This window comes from Litchfieldella anticariensis FP35 = DSM 16096 (assembly GCF_000409775.1).
GTDB classification, from domain to species: Bacteria; Pseudomonadota; Gammaproteobacteria; order Pseudomonadales; family Halomonadaceae; genus Litchfieldella; species Litchfieldella anticariensis.
This window is the reverse complement of the sequence record NZ_KE332377.1, coordinates 538,371-554,098: the sequence shown is the minus strand read 5'-3', so window position 1 is coordinate 554,098 and position 15,728 is coordinate 538,371. Positions and strand designations below refer to the sequence as shown.

Below are 15,728 nucleotides of genomic sequence, written 5' to 3'. Positions count from 1 at the left end.
AGGAAACGAAAAGTCTCGCAATACTCCGAGTCCATGCCAGAAGTCATTGGCCTGGACATGACATCATTCCGGCACCATCACATCGAGTCGCTGCCCCCTCTCCCTGGCCATACGTCGTAGCGCTTTTTTCAAGGCCTGCTTGGCATCATTGTCTCCGTGTACCAAGCGCACTTCACGTGGCCAGCGCTGCATGCGACGAATGAAATTCAACAGATCGCGTTGATCGGCATGCGCCGAGTAGCCACCCAGACTCTCGACACCAGCACGAACGGTATAGCGCTTGCCCTCCAGTTCTACCCAACCGCCTTTTGGGCCATATTCCTGAATGGCACGTCCCGGCGTTCCCGCTGCTTGATAGCCGACGAACAGCACATTGTGGCGTGGCTCCTCGAGCATCGCCTTCAAATAGTTGACGATACGCCCGCCTGCCGCCATGCCGCTTGCCGCGATGACCACCGCTGGGCGTAAGCTTTCAGCCAGATAAGCGACGGTCCGTTCGTGATCCTCATGTGAGTTAACGGTATAAAGGCTGTCGAAGTCCAACGGATGACGCCCAGCATGCACACGCCGGTGAGCTTCCTCATTCCAGAATGGTTCCAACTCACGGTAGACACGAGTAAAACGCGATGCCAGGGGTGAATCGACGATGATCTCGAGGCGATCCCAATACCCTGACGCGCTATCCCCTTTTCCCCTGGCACGGTGGATGATGCCTTCCAACTCGTAGAGAAGTTCTTGGGTGCGCCCGATACTGAATGCAGGAATCAACACCGTGCCGCCGTCTGCCAGTGCTCGCTCGATGGCGGATTGCAGGCGTTGTCGTCGATGACGGCGATCCTCATGTTGCCGATTGCCGTAGGTACTTTCCAATACCACCACATCAGCACCATACGGAGCCTCCGGTGCCGACAGCAACGGTGAATACGGCGCTCCCAGATCGCCGGAAAACACGATGCGTTGCGAGAGCCGGCTTGCCTTGTCGAAGACCTCCGCTTCGACATAAGCCGAGCCTAGGATATGGCCAGCGCGGCGCAACCTGATCTTGACCAGGGATTGCTCATCATCCAGTAGTACATACCACTCACGGTATGCCAAGGGAACGATCTGCCGATTGACGCGCTCAAGAAAACGTTCGATCAGATCGCGATCATGGGTGAACCCTACGCGCAAGGCATCTTCTATTACCAGTGGCAGTAGCCTTGCGGAAGGTTGACTACACAAGATCGGCCCTTCGAAGCCAGCGGCGAACAAATAGGGCAAGCGGCCGATGTGATCGATATGGACATGAGTCACCACCAGGGCCAATACACCTTGCAACGAGAACTCGATACGGTGACGTGCCATGCCGTCTTCGCTACCCGCTTCATCGCCTTGAAACAGGCCGCAATCGATCAATATCGAGCGCCGATCATCGATATGCAACTGATGGCAACTACCGGTGACACCATTCACGGCGCCATGATGGGTGAAACGAAGGTCCGGCATGGCCAACTCCCTTTGGCGATATCGATTCATGGCATCAAGACATCAGTTTACTCTATTTATTCTCCCTTTTAGCACTGCCCACAACCCTATACTCAACCCAAGATAACCGGCCAAACCCCGCACATCTCGCAGCATGGATTGTGTCAGGCCGAAATCGATGAAGGCCACCGGAATGAGTACACCCGCCAGCGCCAAGGCACGAATATCGGGATCGGAATGTCGGAGGAATTGGGCAAACGACCATAATGGCACCCCATACAACATTCCCAGCGCCATCAATCCCAGCAAACCCCGACGAGCTGCGGTATCGATGATATCGCTATGCAGCTGATCATGCAGGCTGGCGCCCTTATCCAATGCTCCTTCAGCCACCATATCATCACGAGCAACCTCCATTCGCCCCTCTCCCCAACCCGCCAGAGGGGCTTGTGAAAACAGCACCGCGCCCCCTCGCCACAATTCCAGACGCACTCCGATAGAACCATCAGCGCTCTCTCCAGTCCAGTACTGCTGTATGTCAACTGCCGTCTCAACCAACCGCTGCGTCACACCCGACTGCGGTAACAACGCCACCAACAGCACAAGACCAAGGATCGCGCCCCCAGCAAGGCGAAGATGCATCTGGGACAACACCTCACGATAGGTCCGAAAAATCAGCCATAACAGCAACGGCATCGCGATCCACCCTCCTCGTGTGCCGGAAAGCAACGATGCCATCATGCCAGCCAATACAGCAGCCAAGGCCAAGTACAGCCAAACGACATGAAAGTGACGAGTACGCTGCTGCCGTTCCATCAACCATAACAGCGCAACCAATGACAAGACTCCCATCAGCAAGGATAGGTTGCCAAACGGGATCGAATTGATGCCATTGCTGGCACGATCGTGACCTAGTACCCACCGCTCAAAGAGCGCGATGGCTCCAACGGTCAATGCGGCACACCCAACACTCAGCCACCAGCCTTTTATCGACGGTGGATAGCGACGCAGCCAGATCAACAGCAATATTGCCAAGAGAGGCCACAGCGGTAACGCCACTCCTTGGTTACCCTCACCAACTGGCCAATAGCCAGTGCGCCATACATCGAGCAGCCATACCCCACCAAATGTCAGCAACGTCAGACACCATCCCACGTCCTGGCCATCAAGGCCACATAATCGCCTTCCAGGGCCGAGAGAGTCCGTCCACCCCATCAGCGCCACTATCGCTACCAACAGCGGCACCACTGCGTATCCCCAGGGCACCACAATCAACAGCGCAACAAAAGCGAACAGCAGCAAGGTATTAAGACGCTGCCAAAGGGGGGATACCGGCAACCATTTCCCATCCACCATCATGCGTCCATATCCTGCTATGAACTGGTATGTTGAATTCCACCAGCGTTTTATTGGTATCTATCACCCGATATTTTATAGCGTAGCACCGGGCATGGCTCCAGCTAGACTGCTTGGCGTTTCTCTCCAGAAATAGACGTCTCATCACATCAGATGAGTTATCTATCACTATCTTCTCAAAACTTTTGTCATGGGATCATGAATCGATAATAAAATGGATAAAACCCAAAAAATGAATAGCAATCAGGCTTGGAAAATTAAACATATCATACAATAGATTGATTCAACACTTCAGTCTCCAGCCTTTCTTAATCATTGCATACTTAAAAATGACTTTCTTCATTACTTCGGAAAGCACTCCCCATCACTCCCATCACTCATTATCCTGCCCATCTCTCAAAACAACCCATTAGAAAATTCAACTTGGGAGAGTTGGGTTTTTATCTTAGCCTTACAAGGTAATTAACATTGAGTTACCACTAAAAAGTTGAAATAAAACGCCATAAAAAACACGCCACCAGCCCACCCCCATGATATTCCTAATAAAATTAGGTCTGTAATGAAATAGGCAAAAAATACATATGAAACAATCCTAATTCTAATGGCAAGAAATTATAAAGGGATGTTGCGATGATCCAGACGATGGAACAGTTATTCCGTTTGCCGCGCAGGCAAAAGCGGATCATTCAAGTAATGGTTGATATCATTCTTCTAGCTGGGAGTTTCTTGGGCGCCATGATGCTGCGGCTGGATAATTGGTCGCCAATCTTCGAGTGGAATACATGGTTTGCGCTGACAGTAACAGCTCCTATCACTATATTGATCTTCATATGGCTGGGCTTCTATCGTGCCGTCATACGCTACATCAGCCTGAAGGCCTTGCAAGTCGTCTTGGCTGGCGTGGCAGTATCTGCCATAGCTCTCGGGATCACTAGCCACCTCCTAGGCTTGGTTCATCCCATCACGGTCCCTTCCATCTATGCCATGCTGGGATTGCTGACGGTAGGTGGCATCCGCTTCTTTCTTCGCGGTATTTACCTACACAGCCTAATGCGTCATAAGACTCGTATCGTGATTTATGGCGCTGGCGCTGCTGGCTCTCATTTGGCCACCTCCTTGAGTCACGGCTGTGAGTATGTCCCCGTTGCCTTCATCGATGACTGGCGTGGCATGCATGGCACACTCGTTGAGGGGTTGAAGGTTTACTCTCCGAATGATCTGCCTCGTCTTGTCGCATACTACGGGGTTGATCGTATATTACTCGCCATGCCAAGCACCACAAGAGCCCGGCGTCGTGAGATATTGAGGTCACTCGAAACCTTACCGATACCAGTGCAGACAATACCGGGAATGGATGATGTTGTTTCTGGACGCGCCCGTATAAACGAAATTCGCGATATTGCTATCGAAGATCTTCTGGGAAGAGATCCTATTCCACCCAATCAGGCACTGTTAGATGCTAATATCCGTGGAAAGGTGGTCATGGTAACAGGAGCCGGAGGTTCGATTGGTTCTGAGCTTTGCAGGCAAATAATTACACAACAACCTCGGTATCTCGTGCTGGTAGAGGTCTGCGAATATGCGCTCTACAGCATCGAGAATGAACTACGACAACTCATTCAGTCACAAAATCTGACGATATCAATCAAGGCATTGCTCGGCTCCGTGCAACAACGCCCACGTATGGAAGCCCTGATACGCACCTTCCAAGTCCAAACCATTTATCATGCAGCTGCCTACAAGCATGTACCCATCGTGGAGCACAATGTTGTGGAAGGCATTCGCAACAATGTCTATGGCACTTTGGAAATAGCTCGTGCGGCAATCGATTGTAATGTGGAAACTTTTGTTCTCGTCTCCACGGACAAAGCAGTCCGCCCCACTAATGTGATGGGCACCACCAAGCGTCTAGCTGAACTGATCTGTCAGGCATTGGCCAATCACCAGCAGACCACACGCTTCTGTATGGTGCGATTCGGTAATGTGCTGGGCTCCTCCGGTTCGGTGGTGCCGTTATTCTACCAACAGATCAAGGCGGGCGGGCCAATCACGGTGACCCACCCGGAGATCACCCGCTACTTCATGACGATTCCCGAAGCCGCCCAGTTGGTAATCCAGGCCGGCGCCATGGGGCGTGGTGGGGATGTTTTCGTGCTCGACATGGGCGAACCGGTCAAGATCGCCGAGTTGGCTCGTCAGATGATACGCCTGTCGGGACTCGAGATGATTACCGAGGACAATCCCGGGGGTGATATTGCCATAACTTATAGCGGCCTGCGCCCCGGAGAAAAGCTCTACGAAGAACTTCTCATCGGGGAAAACGTGACCCAGACCGTCCACCCCAGAATCATGACCGCCGACGAAACGTTTTGGGGATGGCCGGAGCTTAATGCTTATCTGCAACAGCTCTATATGGCCGTGTCCAACGCTCAGCACGAATGGATCCGTCAGTTATTGCAACAGGCACCGACCGCCTATCACCCAGCAGGCCCGATCGCTGACCTGGTATGGCAGGAATGCGACGTACCGGCTGTCCGAGCCATCAAGCCCCTTCGATCCAGCCCGACCGAACAGGCCGATATGAACACAGACTTGCTCAAAGTATCCGCTGTGTCGCTGGCCAAAGGTGGTACCCACTTGTGATCCCTTTCACCTGATTGTTGCGAGGAAACTGGAACATGGATATGACACTGGATCTGAAAAAGGTTCACGTGGCAGTCATCGGCCTAGGCTATGTCGGGCTTCCGCTGGCGGTAGAGTTCGGCAAGCACATACCAACCGTAGGATTCGATATCAATAGCCAGCGTATCGCTCAACTCAACGATGCCATTGATGTGACCCTAGAGGTTGAACAAGACCACCTCCGACAGGCGAATCAGTTAAGTTTCAGCCATGAAGTAGAGGCGTTACATCAATGCAATGTGTATATCGTGACAGTTCCCACACCGATCGATAATCAGCATTGCCCTGACCTGACGCCCTTGATCAAGGCCAGCGAGATCGTTGGCCAAGTCGTGAACAAGGGTGATGTAGTCATCTACGAATCCACGGTGTATCCCGGCGCTACCGAAGAAGTATGCATCCCAGTCATCGAACGGGTCTCGGGGCTAAGCTACAATGTCAACTTCTTCGCCGGTTACAGCCCCGAACGCATTAACCCGGGTGACAAGGAACATCGTGTCACCACCATTCGCAAGGTGACATCAGGTTCGACCCCAGAAGTAGCTGATTTTATCGATAAACTCTACGCATCGGTCATCACTGCAGGTACCTTCAAGGCCAGTTCCATCCGCGTCGCCGAAGCGGCCAAGGTCATCGAAAATACTCAGCGCGACGTGAATATCGCCCTGATCAACGAACTGGCGATGATCTTCAATCGTCTGCACATTGACACCGAAGAAGTGTTGCAGGCAGCCGGTACCAAGTGGAACTTCCTGCCCTTCCGCCCTGGCTTGGTGGGTGGCCACTGCATCGGGGTCGACCCCTATTACCTGACCCACAAGGCTCAGCAGGTCGGCTACCACCCGGAAGTCATCCTCTCCGGTCGGCGCATTAACGATGGCATGGGTGCCTATGTGGCTGGCCAACTGGTCAAGCAGATGATCAAGCAACGCATTCACGCACAAGGCTCGCGAGTGCTGATACTGGGTCTGACCTTCAAGGAGAACTGTCCCGACCTACGCAACACTCGGGTGATTGACATTATCCATGAACTGGCCGACTTCAATGTCAGCGTGGATGTCTACGACCCCCATGCCAATATCGACGATGCAGTACTTCAATACGGCATCCGGCCGGTCGACTACCCACAGGACGGTGCCTATGACGCCGTGATCCTTGCCGTTGCCCACCGCGAATTCCGTGATCTTGGCACTACCCGCATTCGCACCTGGGGCAAGCCCGAGCACGTGCTCTATGATCTCAAGTACATGTTGGGTAATGGTGATGCGGATTTGAGACTTTAATTACGAAGGAGTCACGAAGGTTCGGGGTTCATCTCGCCATAGCGGCTGCTGCAATGACGTGTGATGGCAAGTTCAGGTCAGCGAGTACGGCGGCGTGAACCTGCGGCAACAGATCGTACCCTGAAGGATAGCGCAGCCGTTTCACCGCCACGCCCCGCGTGATCCTGGCCAACCGGTGAAATCGACTGGCGCGCAAGCCCCCCGTTTCAGCACTGTGATCATTGCCATCGCCGCGAAAGAAGCATCCGTGGCCCCCATGACCTTCGAGGACCTCTGCAAGGAAAGCGTATCGAACAAGCTGGATAAGCACTTCCCCTGCAGCGACTGACTCTATCTGCACCTCGACATCATGATCGACGCGGGTGTCGAATGCGTGGCGTTCCAGCAAATAGACACGAGCGACTGGAAGCGCTGCTACGGCAACCTTCCCCACCTGTTGGGCGGGAACACTCAGTTTATCGAAGGCCGGGTGCACCAGCGGAAAACCATCGGCATGTCCCGCAAAGCGCAGCGCCTGTTCGGAGGTGAGCTTCAACTGCGGAAACCCGTGCCGGCATGCGACCATTCCGCTTCGCTCTTCGAGTGCCGCAATATCATCGGCGAGCAACGGAAAGCCGGCCTTGACCATCGAAGCAACCAACGTGCTCTTGCCACCAGTACGATCCGCGGCGAACAGCACTGCCCGCTCGTCGACGGCAACCGCACCGGCGTGAATGGCGGCTACACCGGAAAGCTCCAAATAGTAGGACAAGACATGACCCAGCAAACAGATCTCAACCATATAGTCGAACTTGGGGTCACACAATTGGCAAACGATCTCACCCGGGCTCAACAGAAAGTCAGCCACATGGGGAAAGCGCATGATATAGCCCGACGGAGTTGCATATAGCTGGACCAGACTTTCTCCTCGGCTGTTCTTGTCCGGACTCAGATAAAAGCAGTCGTCAGCCGGCAAGTGGCAGCCATGGGTGACAGGCACACAGAAGAAGAGCAGCTCCGCCTTCGTCTCGGGTGGCGCCACGGTCATGGGCGTACGGAAGCGGTAATCGGTTTCCAGGCAGAGACCGTAGATATAGTATCGGTGTTGTTTTATGCTCGCCACGGCTTCCTCACAGAGGATGTGATTTGCGCTAACGGCGCGTCAAGACGCCGTTGTTCTCAAGATCTGAGACGAATGCGGCCAGATCATGCCGAAGCGTTACAGGCTCAACGTCGTAGCGCAGGAGAAGCGCCGACTCTGCGCCTTCGAGAGTTCCATGCTCAAGCACACAGCGCCACATGTCAGCCGCTGTACCCTCAAGTCGAAAACACGGGGTAGTCCGTGCCGCGTCTTCCGGCATCCGCGCAACCGCGATTGCCGAATCGATCTGTGTCCACAACACACGGTCTGCAACACGCAGGGGGCCGGGGCCATCAGCCACTAAAGTTAACCCATCTAGCCCCCCTTCATCCGCCAGTTCCGGGTTTCCCGCAGAACAGCGTTGCTTGAGACATAACTGGGGCGGTACCAAATTCCAGCTGGCCTCGTATCGCTCGGTTTCGGTGTTCCAGTATTTCGTTTGCGGCTCGCACCAAGAAAACGCAATATGCTCAGGGATGCCATCCCAGTAGCCGTAACTTCCCCTTCGCTCTCGCTGAGCAGCACACCACTGGGAATAGCCTTCACCGAGTCGTTCAGGAGCAAAATCATACAAATTTTCCGCACTGATACAGGCTTCGACTCTCGGTTCCGCATCCTCGATGGCACGACAAAGCTCAGCAGGTGCAAACAATGGGCAAAAAATAACTTTCGCATCGTCAATTTTTCCCAAGAATTGTCGAAAGCGAACACCGGACAAGGCGCAGTCATCTACTATCACTAACGCCTCGAAGTCTGGACCACCCCCTGATCTTTCAGCTATCAGCTGTTCAGGTCGCAGGTTAAGAATATACGAAAGCATGCCGAGAATAATCCACCCACCACGGGGAATAGCTGTGAACCGGAAATGCCTAAGTGCTTCTTTTCCAAAACGCATCATCAGCATTTTGGCCAAATTTTCGGCAGCAGCCTCGGCTGCGAAGTAATCAATATATCGATGACGACAGGAAAAACGATGAAGCAGGGTGGACAGGTCTTTCAATCGTTCGCTCTCATCACGACTAAAGTCACCAAATGCAGCAAGCAGAAGAACTGGATGAACTCGGCCAACTAAACATGCAGAATCCATTTTCGTCCATAGAGGATTAGTAGATATAGCTCTGGCCAATGACATCAAGGCAAAACGCTCATCAGCGTGACGCATCAGCGATAGAATGGAATCAAAAGCACCGCCTTGCCCATCAATGAGCAAAGCGGCGTCAAGTGAATCAAGAAGGGATCGCAAAGCCACTTAATCTATAATTTCAAGTGCCAAGCCCAGGATTATCTTCGTGTCCTGGTGGATTGATGCTACCCCCTCTAACATCGTTACCGGGGTTGGTAAAACCTACTTTTGTGATATCTGACACTTTACCCCAAGCCTTACACTGTGGGGCAGTATATGGCTTGCGGATGGGCTGCTTATCCATTTTCATTTTGATCACCTCAGCATTCGTGCTGCAGCTGCAACATCACTGTCAAGTCAACTCATTTAAAGTTGACTCAACACGGCCCACCATTAAAAATTATGCTACATTATAGGAAAAAATCAACATGGATATAGTACCTAGCAACGCACTAGAAAAGCAATACCCAGAAATACCACGAGTGCGAAAAACAAACCCATGGATAGTATGACTCGAACAAGACGAAGATGCCAAAGGTGATGCGATAACAATGAGAATTGCGACTGGATAAGCGTGTCAATCATTGCTCAAAACATCAATTTCCCTCTCCAGGCTTTCCTTTATTGCTTCACCCCAGCATCAGAAAATGCCGACCACAATATTCATGAGAAAAATCTACAGCTGACACCAATATTTCTTCAACCACTTCTCAAGCGAAATAATTGACCATATATCAAAGTAAGGGGTCTTACCATGAACAAAATCAGAGAATTTTTTTTGGAGCATAACTTCATCAATATAACCACGCTCTTTACAGCAACTATTCGTGATAAGCTGCATCACCTTTGCGTAAGCTTGGTTACGGAGCGCCTCTTCATACAAAGGAGATGGAGATGTCTTTCGAGCAGACCTGATAGCATCGTCAGGCATTATCCCTTGCATCGCCCTTCTCGCGATGCGTTTAGGCTCAGTAGCTCGGTTTACGTAGTGCTGGGGGCAAGCAAGGATAAACTCAGCAATACGACGATCGCTCCAAGGGTCACTATACTCAATCCCGTATTTTGCACATTCCCTTTCATTATAAATCAAGCCACGTGTAAGAAATGGTGCGAAAATGCAAATATAGCGCTGCCGGACCGCAGCTTGCTTCCAGACCGCAGCCGCAGCATAAATCGGATCTTGCAGCGGTAACTTCGCGCGATCCAGAAAACTATTGCGCACATGCATGCCGACCCTACCACCAGGTCCTGCTCTTAGCTGATGAGCATGAATATCGTCTTTCCTCGCTGCAAGCAATCTCAACCACAGGACTTTACGACGATACTTGCTGATGACCCGTGGAGGTACAACGCTAGCAATCGTTGGGCGTAAAATGTAACGCGATACGCTAGATATTCTTGATTGCCCATGAATGCGAGATAATAGCAATAACTCACGATATGCTTGGGAAATAAGCCCTGCACTCAGCATGCCAGGAATATCACTCAAGAAATTACCACAGATCATGTCACCCCGGTCACCGTAGAACATGACGGTAATTCGATCAGCGGCTGCAGTAGATAGGCCTCTGGAGACAAACGCTTGATACATCATCATAAAAGGATCATCTTCATCAGGCTCATGAGCAGCATCATTAACCAGGGGTCTGGTTTCCTCAGCGGGTATTTCATGTATCGGAATGCCATAGCGGTCTGCCATGCGGTAGCTATTCTCGCGCTCATCGCACCCGAAAAACTCGTTGAATGCCCAGCTGTAGGCGCATACTTTAGAGGTACTTTCCCCTCGCTCGACCAGCCAACCGGCAACTGTGGCGATCGTGCCGGAATCCATCCCCCCGCTCAGGCTCACACCCACTCGACCCCGTGCCCGTAGCCGGCAGCGCATGGCGTCAACGATCAACTCGCGAAAGTGCTCTGCATATTCACGCTCATCACGATAGCGAATTCGCTTGTCAGGATCGGGGTGCCACACAGTACGTTGACGAACATGGCCTAGCATGTTGATGAGCACTTCCTCGCCAGGTTTGACCTCTTCAATACCTTCATAAAATACACAACCGGGAGGCGTCTGCATGCCGGCGAGATGCCAAGCGACTGCTTGCTCATTGAGACGCCGCGGAGCATTGTTTGCGGCCAGAATCTGTTTGACCTCGGTCGCGAACAAAACACGCCCAAGCTCAACACGGTAGTAGAGCGAGCGCATGCCCATTGCATCTCGCGACAGGCGCAGTTCGAGACGCTCGGCATCCCATAGTGCGTAAGCATAATCACCGACCAGACGCCCGGGTCTACGTTCGCCATCAGCAAGTAATGCACCAAGCATCAACTCAGCATCTATGGGTAACGCGCCATCTTGTGATGTTCCACTGGAGATGACGGCAGCTTGTGAGCCCCACTGTTGGCACTCATCGCGATTGTCCAGGCGTGCGTCGGCGACGAACACCACCCTCTCACCGCCTGCCACCACAGGGCGACATGCACCGGTTCCGTCACTGGTTGGGTCCATCGAGAGACACGCCAAACCAACCCCAGCCTGGTAGTAATAATGAATGCCATGCGGCCCGCGATGGGCGGCTCTAGCGGCCATGCGCTCAACTTCAGCGCGATCGACGGGCGAGCCGTCGAATTTGATGATGCCACACAGGCCGCTCATCAGACCTCAACCTTCCGATAGTGATAGGCTTGTCGACTGAACAGGTCGCAATACATACCTTGTTGTCGTATCAGTTCCTCATGTGTTCCCTCTTCACAAACCACCCCCTGATCCAGCACATAGATGTAATCCGCCATGCGTACCGTCGACAGCCGGTGACTGATCACCAGGGCGGCACGATGGTCGATACGCTCGCGAAAGTTTTCGAACAGCTCGAACTCTGCCCCGGGGTCAAGGGCGCTGGTCGGCTCGTCGAGAATGATCACGTTGGAGCGATGCATGAAAGCCCGCGCCAAGGCGATTTTTTGCCACTGACCGATGCTGATCTCCTGACCATCGTCGAACATGCGGGTCAAAGGAGTATCGTAACCAGCTGTAAGTCCCTGAATGAACGGGTCGGCACCTGCCTTGATCGCGGCCTCCTCGACCGATGGCGTATCGACAGGCTGGCGAATATCCCCGAAGCGGATATTCTCTCGCACCGTGGCCGCATAACGCCCATAGTCCTGGAAGATCACGCTGAATACTCGACGATACTCTTCCAGGCCGTACTCTCTAATATCCACTCCATCCAGGGTGATCCGACCCGACGTCGGATCATAGAGCCGACAGAGCAATTTGATCAGCGATGTCTTGCCGGATCCGTTGGCGCCCACCAAGGCGACAATCTGACCCGGGCGAATGCTCAAGTCGATATTACGCAATACCATTTTGTCGGTGCCAGGGTATTGAAACCCCACCTGCTCGAAACGAATGCCCTCCCGCGACTGAGCCGGCACCGGCACTGGATGTTCCGGTTCGGCAATTGCCGGACGAATATCGAGAAACTCGAACAACAGCCCTACATATAGGTGATCTTCGTATAGCTTGGCGATCTCCTGAACCAGTTCCTGACCCATGGACTGGGCACGCTGAAAGATCAGCAGGAACAGCACCAGATCGCCGACGCTATTACGCCCTTCCGCCGTTAACCAGGCCAGGTACGCTAGGGCACTGAAGAAGGCAATCGTGGCAATGCTCCCCACGGCCAACTCCACTCGTGTCCGACGCTGGGTAATCCGCATGCGCTCGCCGCGGATTAACCCCCGTAGATCGGCATAACTCTGGCGCAGGTAATCGCCCAACTGGTTGAGGCGCAGCTCCTTGGCATGGATATCGGAGGTCATCAGCCAGTCAAGATAGCTGGCGCGTCGCTCCATCTGGGTACGCTGGCGCTGCCATTCGTAGAGGTAGCGGGTGAAGTGAATTCGAACCAGCAGCGCCGGCACGATGGCAACCAACAGCACCGGTAGCAACAGCCAATTGATGGTGACAATCAGTACCACGATGGCGGCCAGCATCAGGCTGTTCTTGATCAACATCATCAAGTTTCCAACGACTTGTACCGGACGCTGATTCCCCGTCTGTCTAGCCCGTTGCAAGGTGTCGAAATAGCGTGGACTCTCGTAGAAGGCCAAGTCGGCGCGTACTGCGCGCGAATGTATTTCCTGATCGATATAATCCGCTACCAGCAGCCCCTGAGCCTCCCTCGCCAAACTCGACATGGCGCGAGAGGCCAGAAAAGCCAGCGTACAGCCTCCGGTCAAGACCACGTACCATAATACTGGTCCTACACCTTCGGCAGCCGCATCGCTGCCGAGTAGCTCGGTGACCACATCCACCAACTGTTTGAGCAAATACAGCACGGCCAGGCCGAAGGCCACTTCCAATGCCATCAGCACGGTACTCAACAGCGTCCACTTGCGACTGCTTTGCCAGAGCAGTGGTAGAATGCGACGCAGGGTATGCAGCGGGGCAAGTATCTTATAGGCGCGGCTCATAGACGCTCACATAACAAGAAGGTCATTTAGCGGTGGAACCGGGAGTCACTCGCGCGATTAGCTCCCGGAATGGTCGAGTGACACGATAGAGCCATTGCCAGCGCGGTGGCAGCGGCCAGCTCTTGTAATCGGCATAGCTGGGACGAAATAGCCGAAGCCAGCCCAGCACCTGCCATCGCAGCCAATGGGTAGTTCTGGCCTGCCAGGCAAAGGAGAAGTCCGGGGTGGCCTTTTTCTTGTGCATTTCCAGCTCCTTCGCCAGCCCTCCTTTGAGCGCCGCCAGACTCGCCACGAGCAGTTCACCACCATGCTCGGAGTTCGGCTGGTACCGCCATGGCTCGGGAGCCGACATTGCCCGATAGAAATCCAGGCATGCCTCAACAGTCGCCGTCAGGTTTCGCCGCGCGGCATAGGCGCGCACCGTATCCAGATCGAACGTTGGGTGACGCTGAATGGCATCGAGGTCCACCAACCAGTGCAGGTGCGACCAGAAGTGCTTGGTATGGTGCAGGCAGATATAGACGAATAGCTCCGCCGTTGGCATGACGGATATCTCGGCATCCCCTAGCCTCATCGGCTCAGCACTGGAGAGCAGCTCGCTCGTATCGTAGATCGTACCGGTATTGTCTATACGCTGATGAAATTCAATCGCGACCCCCTGGGGAGTTAGCAGAGTTATGACCCCTTGTACGCGAGCCAGAAAAACCAGACTGGTACGATCCGTTTGTGGCTGCTTCGGATCATGCGGGATATATCCACGGTCCAAGGCGACTTCGAGCAACTCGACCATTCGATTACGAGGCACCAAGACGTCGATATCGCGTGAAAAGCGCATCGCCGGTTCGTCATAGTAGCGCGCCGCCAAGGCTGGTCCCTTGAAGAACAGATGGCGAATGTCCAAGGGAAGCAACAGATCCCTGACCAGCTTTCGCTGCGCAGTAATCACCAACATGTTGTGCTGAACCGCAGCCATACACTGGTGCTTCATGGTATCCAACTGCAGTGGTGAAAGGGTCTCAGGAGCAAGCCGACGCAAATGTCGATATACCAGCGGCAGTACAAAACGCTGCTGAGCCTGGTGGGAGACCTGCGACCAGTCATCAATCCGCTGGCAAAGGGTCAGAGCGGCCTTTTCCTGCGTGTCAGAAAGCTTCAGTCGGGAGAGCAGGACCAGAAGCTGCAGCGATGGGGCCAGCAAGGAAGCAGATTTGGGTATGGCAGACATTGGAAGGCAGTCCTTTCTCATCACCGCAAAATGCCTGATTGCTACGTGTCAGCCAGTTGTGGTGAAACGAAACAACTGACTACCGTATAGTGGCCGAAGCTTGTGCCACCAGTAACGGACACCCGACCGGCAGCGACCCAGGCGTGGGCCTTGAACTCCCCTGTGTCAGGATCGCGCTTCAGCCCGAAGTACAGGGCATAGGGAAGCCGATAGAACCCCAGTAACAGGCGTGCAACGACTGCTTGTGGAAAGCAATTGGAGGTCCAAGGTGTGCAACGGGCAGCCAGTCGAATAGTTCGGCCAATCTTCAGGGCACGGGCCTCCTGAGCGGGAGCCAGCAGAGGGACCCAAGGCGTAATACCAACCGCACTACCCAAATACGGTGCCAAGCGACGGAAGGAAACCGTGAAAATTACTGCCTTGCTAAGGCCGAGGAGACACCAGACCGGAACAAACCAGAGCTGAGCAAAATAGGGTTGGCGCGTGAAATTGGCGGCCTTACGCTGAAACGTGCTCAGCATACCTATTGCTTGACAACCGATACGAGGCCGAGCTGAAGCAACTCCTCGACGAAGGACTGCATATCGGCCAAGCAAGTGACCTCATCAGTATCATACTCGGCACAAATCACACGTGCGATATCCACCACGGCAATCGGTGAGGCAAGCAACTCCCAGGCACGAGAACCGACGCCAGTGATCCCGTAGTACTCCCCCTGCTCGATACTCATCATCACCACATCGCCATCAATGTTCGCTGCAACCAAATCCGGGTTACGGGTGACAAGTGAGGCAGAACTTATAGTAGGCATAGGAAATATATCGTCGTTGTCAGGCAAGCCTCTACCCCATTTTCAGTATGGGCATAATACCTAAAGACTATTAGATAGAGGTCAACCGCCTGCCGGGAAGAAAGTTGGGACTCGCGTACAACACATGACTATCAGTGGCGTACGCGAGCTTTTTAAAACTTTATAATGAAACTCAGGATGACTCTGTCGGG

The 15,728-nt window shown here is 53.4% G+C and carries 11 protein-coding genes; 2 read left to right on the top strand and 9 right to left on the bottom strand.

What is annotated here, in order from left to right; all coding sequences use genetic code 11:
- Positions 1 to 63: 63 nt before the first annotated feature.
- Together L861_RS02530 and L861_RS02525 are read right to left on the bottom strand one after the other, a co-directional pair.
- Positions 64 to 1,485, bottom strand: a complete 1,422-nt coding sequence (locus L861_RS02530; protein WP_016414980.1) for an MBL fold metallo-hydrolase RNA specificity domain-containing protein — start codon at positions 1,483 to 1,485, stop codon at positions 64 to 66.
- 42 nt (positions 1,486 to 1,527) lie between these two features.
- Positions 1,528 to 2,823: an O-antigen ligase family protein gene (locus tag L861_RS02525; protein ID WP_016414979.1), complete on the bottom strand. Its 1,296-nt coding sequence runs from the start codon at positions 2,821 to 2,823 to the stop codon at positions 1,528 to 1,530.
- A gap of 627 nt (positions 2,824 to 3,450) precedes the next feature.
- Between L861_RS02525 and L861_RS02520 the strand changes: the two genes are divergently transcribed.
- Both L861_RS02520 and tviB read left to right on the top strand, forming a co-directional pair.
- Complete coding sequence (locus L861_RS02520; RefSeq protein WP_016414978.1) at positions 3,451 to 5,463, top strand: polysaccharide biosynthesis protein; 2,013 nt, start codon at positions 3,451 to 3,453, stop codon at positions 5,461 to 5,463.
- A gap of 35 nt (positions 5,464 to 5,498) precedes the next feature.
- Entirely contained in the window at positions 5,499 to 6,785 is a 1,287-nt protein-coding gene (tviB, locus tag L861_RS02515; RefSeq protein WP_016414977.1) for a Vi polysaccharide biosynthesis UDP-N-acetylglucosamine C-6 dehydrogenase TviB, read from the top strand.
- A 28-nt stretch (positions 6,786 to 6,813) separates the two neighbouring features.
- Here tviB and L861_RS23480 read toward each other — a convergent pair whose 3' ends face one another.
- From L861_RS23480 to L861_RS02480, 7 genes are all read right to left on the bottom strand, one after another.
- Complete coding sequence (locus L861_RS23480; protein ID WP_144062946.1) at positions 6,814 to 7,887, bottom strand: hypothetical protein; 1,074 nt, start codon at positions 7,885 to 7,887, stop codon at positions 6,814 to 6,816.
- Between the two features lie 28 nt (positions 7,888 to 7,915).
- Positions 7,916 to 9,154, bottom strand: coding sequence for a PqqD family protein (locus L861_RS02505; protein WP_144062945.1), 1,239 nt, complete (start codon positions 9,152 to 9,154; stop codon positions 7,916 to 7,918).
- 550 nt (positions 9,155 to 9,704) lie between these two features.
- Positions 9,705 to 11,681 (bottom strand): asparagine synthetase B family protein, encoded by a 1,977-nt coding sequence (locus L861_RS02500; RefSeq protein ID WP_016414973.1) that lies wholly within the window; start codon positions 11,679 to 11,681, stop codon positions 9,705 to 9,707.
- The gene (locus L861_RS02495; RefSeq protein WP_016414972.1) at positions 11,681 to 13,501 is read right to left on the bottom strand and encodes an ABC transporter ATP-binding protein; all 1,821 of its coding nucleotides are present in this window, start codon (positions 13,499 to 13,501) and stop codon (positions 11,681 to 11,683) included. Before L861_RS02495 ends, L861_RS02500 begins: the two co-directional genes overlap by 1 nt.
- Before the next feature lie 22 nt (positions 13,502 to 13,523).
- Complete coding sequence (locus L861_RS02490) at positions 13,524 to 14,726, bottom strand: nucleotidyltransferase domain-containing protein (protein WP_016414971.1); 1,203 nt, start codon at positions 14,724 to 14,726, stop codon at positions 13,524 to 13,526.
- 41 nt (positions 14,727 to 14,767) lie between these two features.
- Positions 14,768 to 15,247 (bottom strand): lasso peptide biosynthesis B2 protein, encoded by a 480-nt coding sequence (locus L861_RS02485; protein WP_016414970.1) that lies wholly within the window; start codon positions 15,245 to 15,247, stop codon positions 14,768 to 14,770.
- 2 nt (positions 15,248 to 15,249) lie between these two features.
- A complete protein-coding gene (locus L861_RS02480; protein WP_021029088.1) occupies positions 15,250 to 15,537 on the bottom strand; it encodes a PqqD family peptide modification chaperone in 288 nt (95 codons plus the stop codon).
- Positions 15,538 to 15,728: the final 191 nt, after the last annotated feature.

What these genes read in the sequence shown, in the direction of transcription:
- L861_RS02495 (WP_016414972.1), bottom strand. Translation starts at nt 13,501, where the DNA reads ATGAGCCGCGCCTATAAGATACTTGCCCCGCTGCATACCCTGCGTCGC.
- L861_RS02490 (WP_016414971.1), bottom strand. Translation starts at nt 14,726, where the DNA reads ATGTCTGCCATACCCAAATCTGCTTCCTTGCTGGCCCCATCGCTGCAG.
- L861_RS02500 (WP_016414973.1), bottom strand. Translation starts at nt 11,681, where the DNA reads ATGAGCGGCCTGTGTGGCATCATCAAATTCGACGGCTCGCCCGTCGAT.
- tviB (WP_016414977.1), top strand. Translation starts at nt 5,499, where the DNA reads ATGGATATGACACTGGATCTGAAAAAGGTTCACGTGGCAGTCATCGGC.
- L861_RS02520 (WP_016414978.1), top strand. Translation starts at nt 3,451, where the DNA reads ATGATCCAGACGATGGAACAGTTATTCCGTTTGCCGCGCAGGCAAAAG.
- L861_RS02525 (WP_016414979.1), bottom strand. Translation starts at nt 2,823, where the DNA reads ATGATGGTGGATGGGAAATGGTTGCCGGTATCCCCCCTTTGGCAGCGT.
- L861_RS02480 (WP_021029088.1), bottom strand. Translation starts at nt 15,537, where the DNA reads ATGCCTACTATAAGTTCTGCCTCACTTGTCACCCGTAACCCGGATTTG.
- L861_RS02485 (WP_016414970.1), bottom strand. Translation starts at nt 15,247, where the DNA reads ATGCTGAGCACGTTTCAGCGTAAGGCCGCCAATTTCACGCGCCAACCC.
- L861_RS02530 (WP_016414980.1), bottom strand. Translation starts at nt 1,485, where the DNA reads ATGCCGGACCTTCGTTTCACCCATCATGGCGCCGTGAATGGTGTCACC.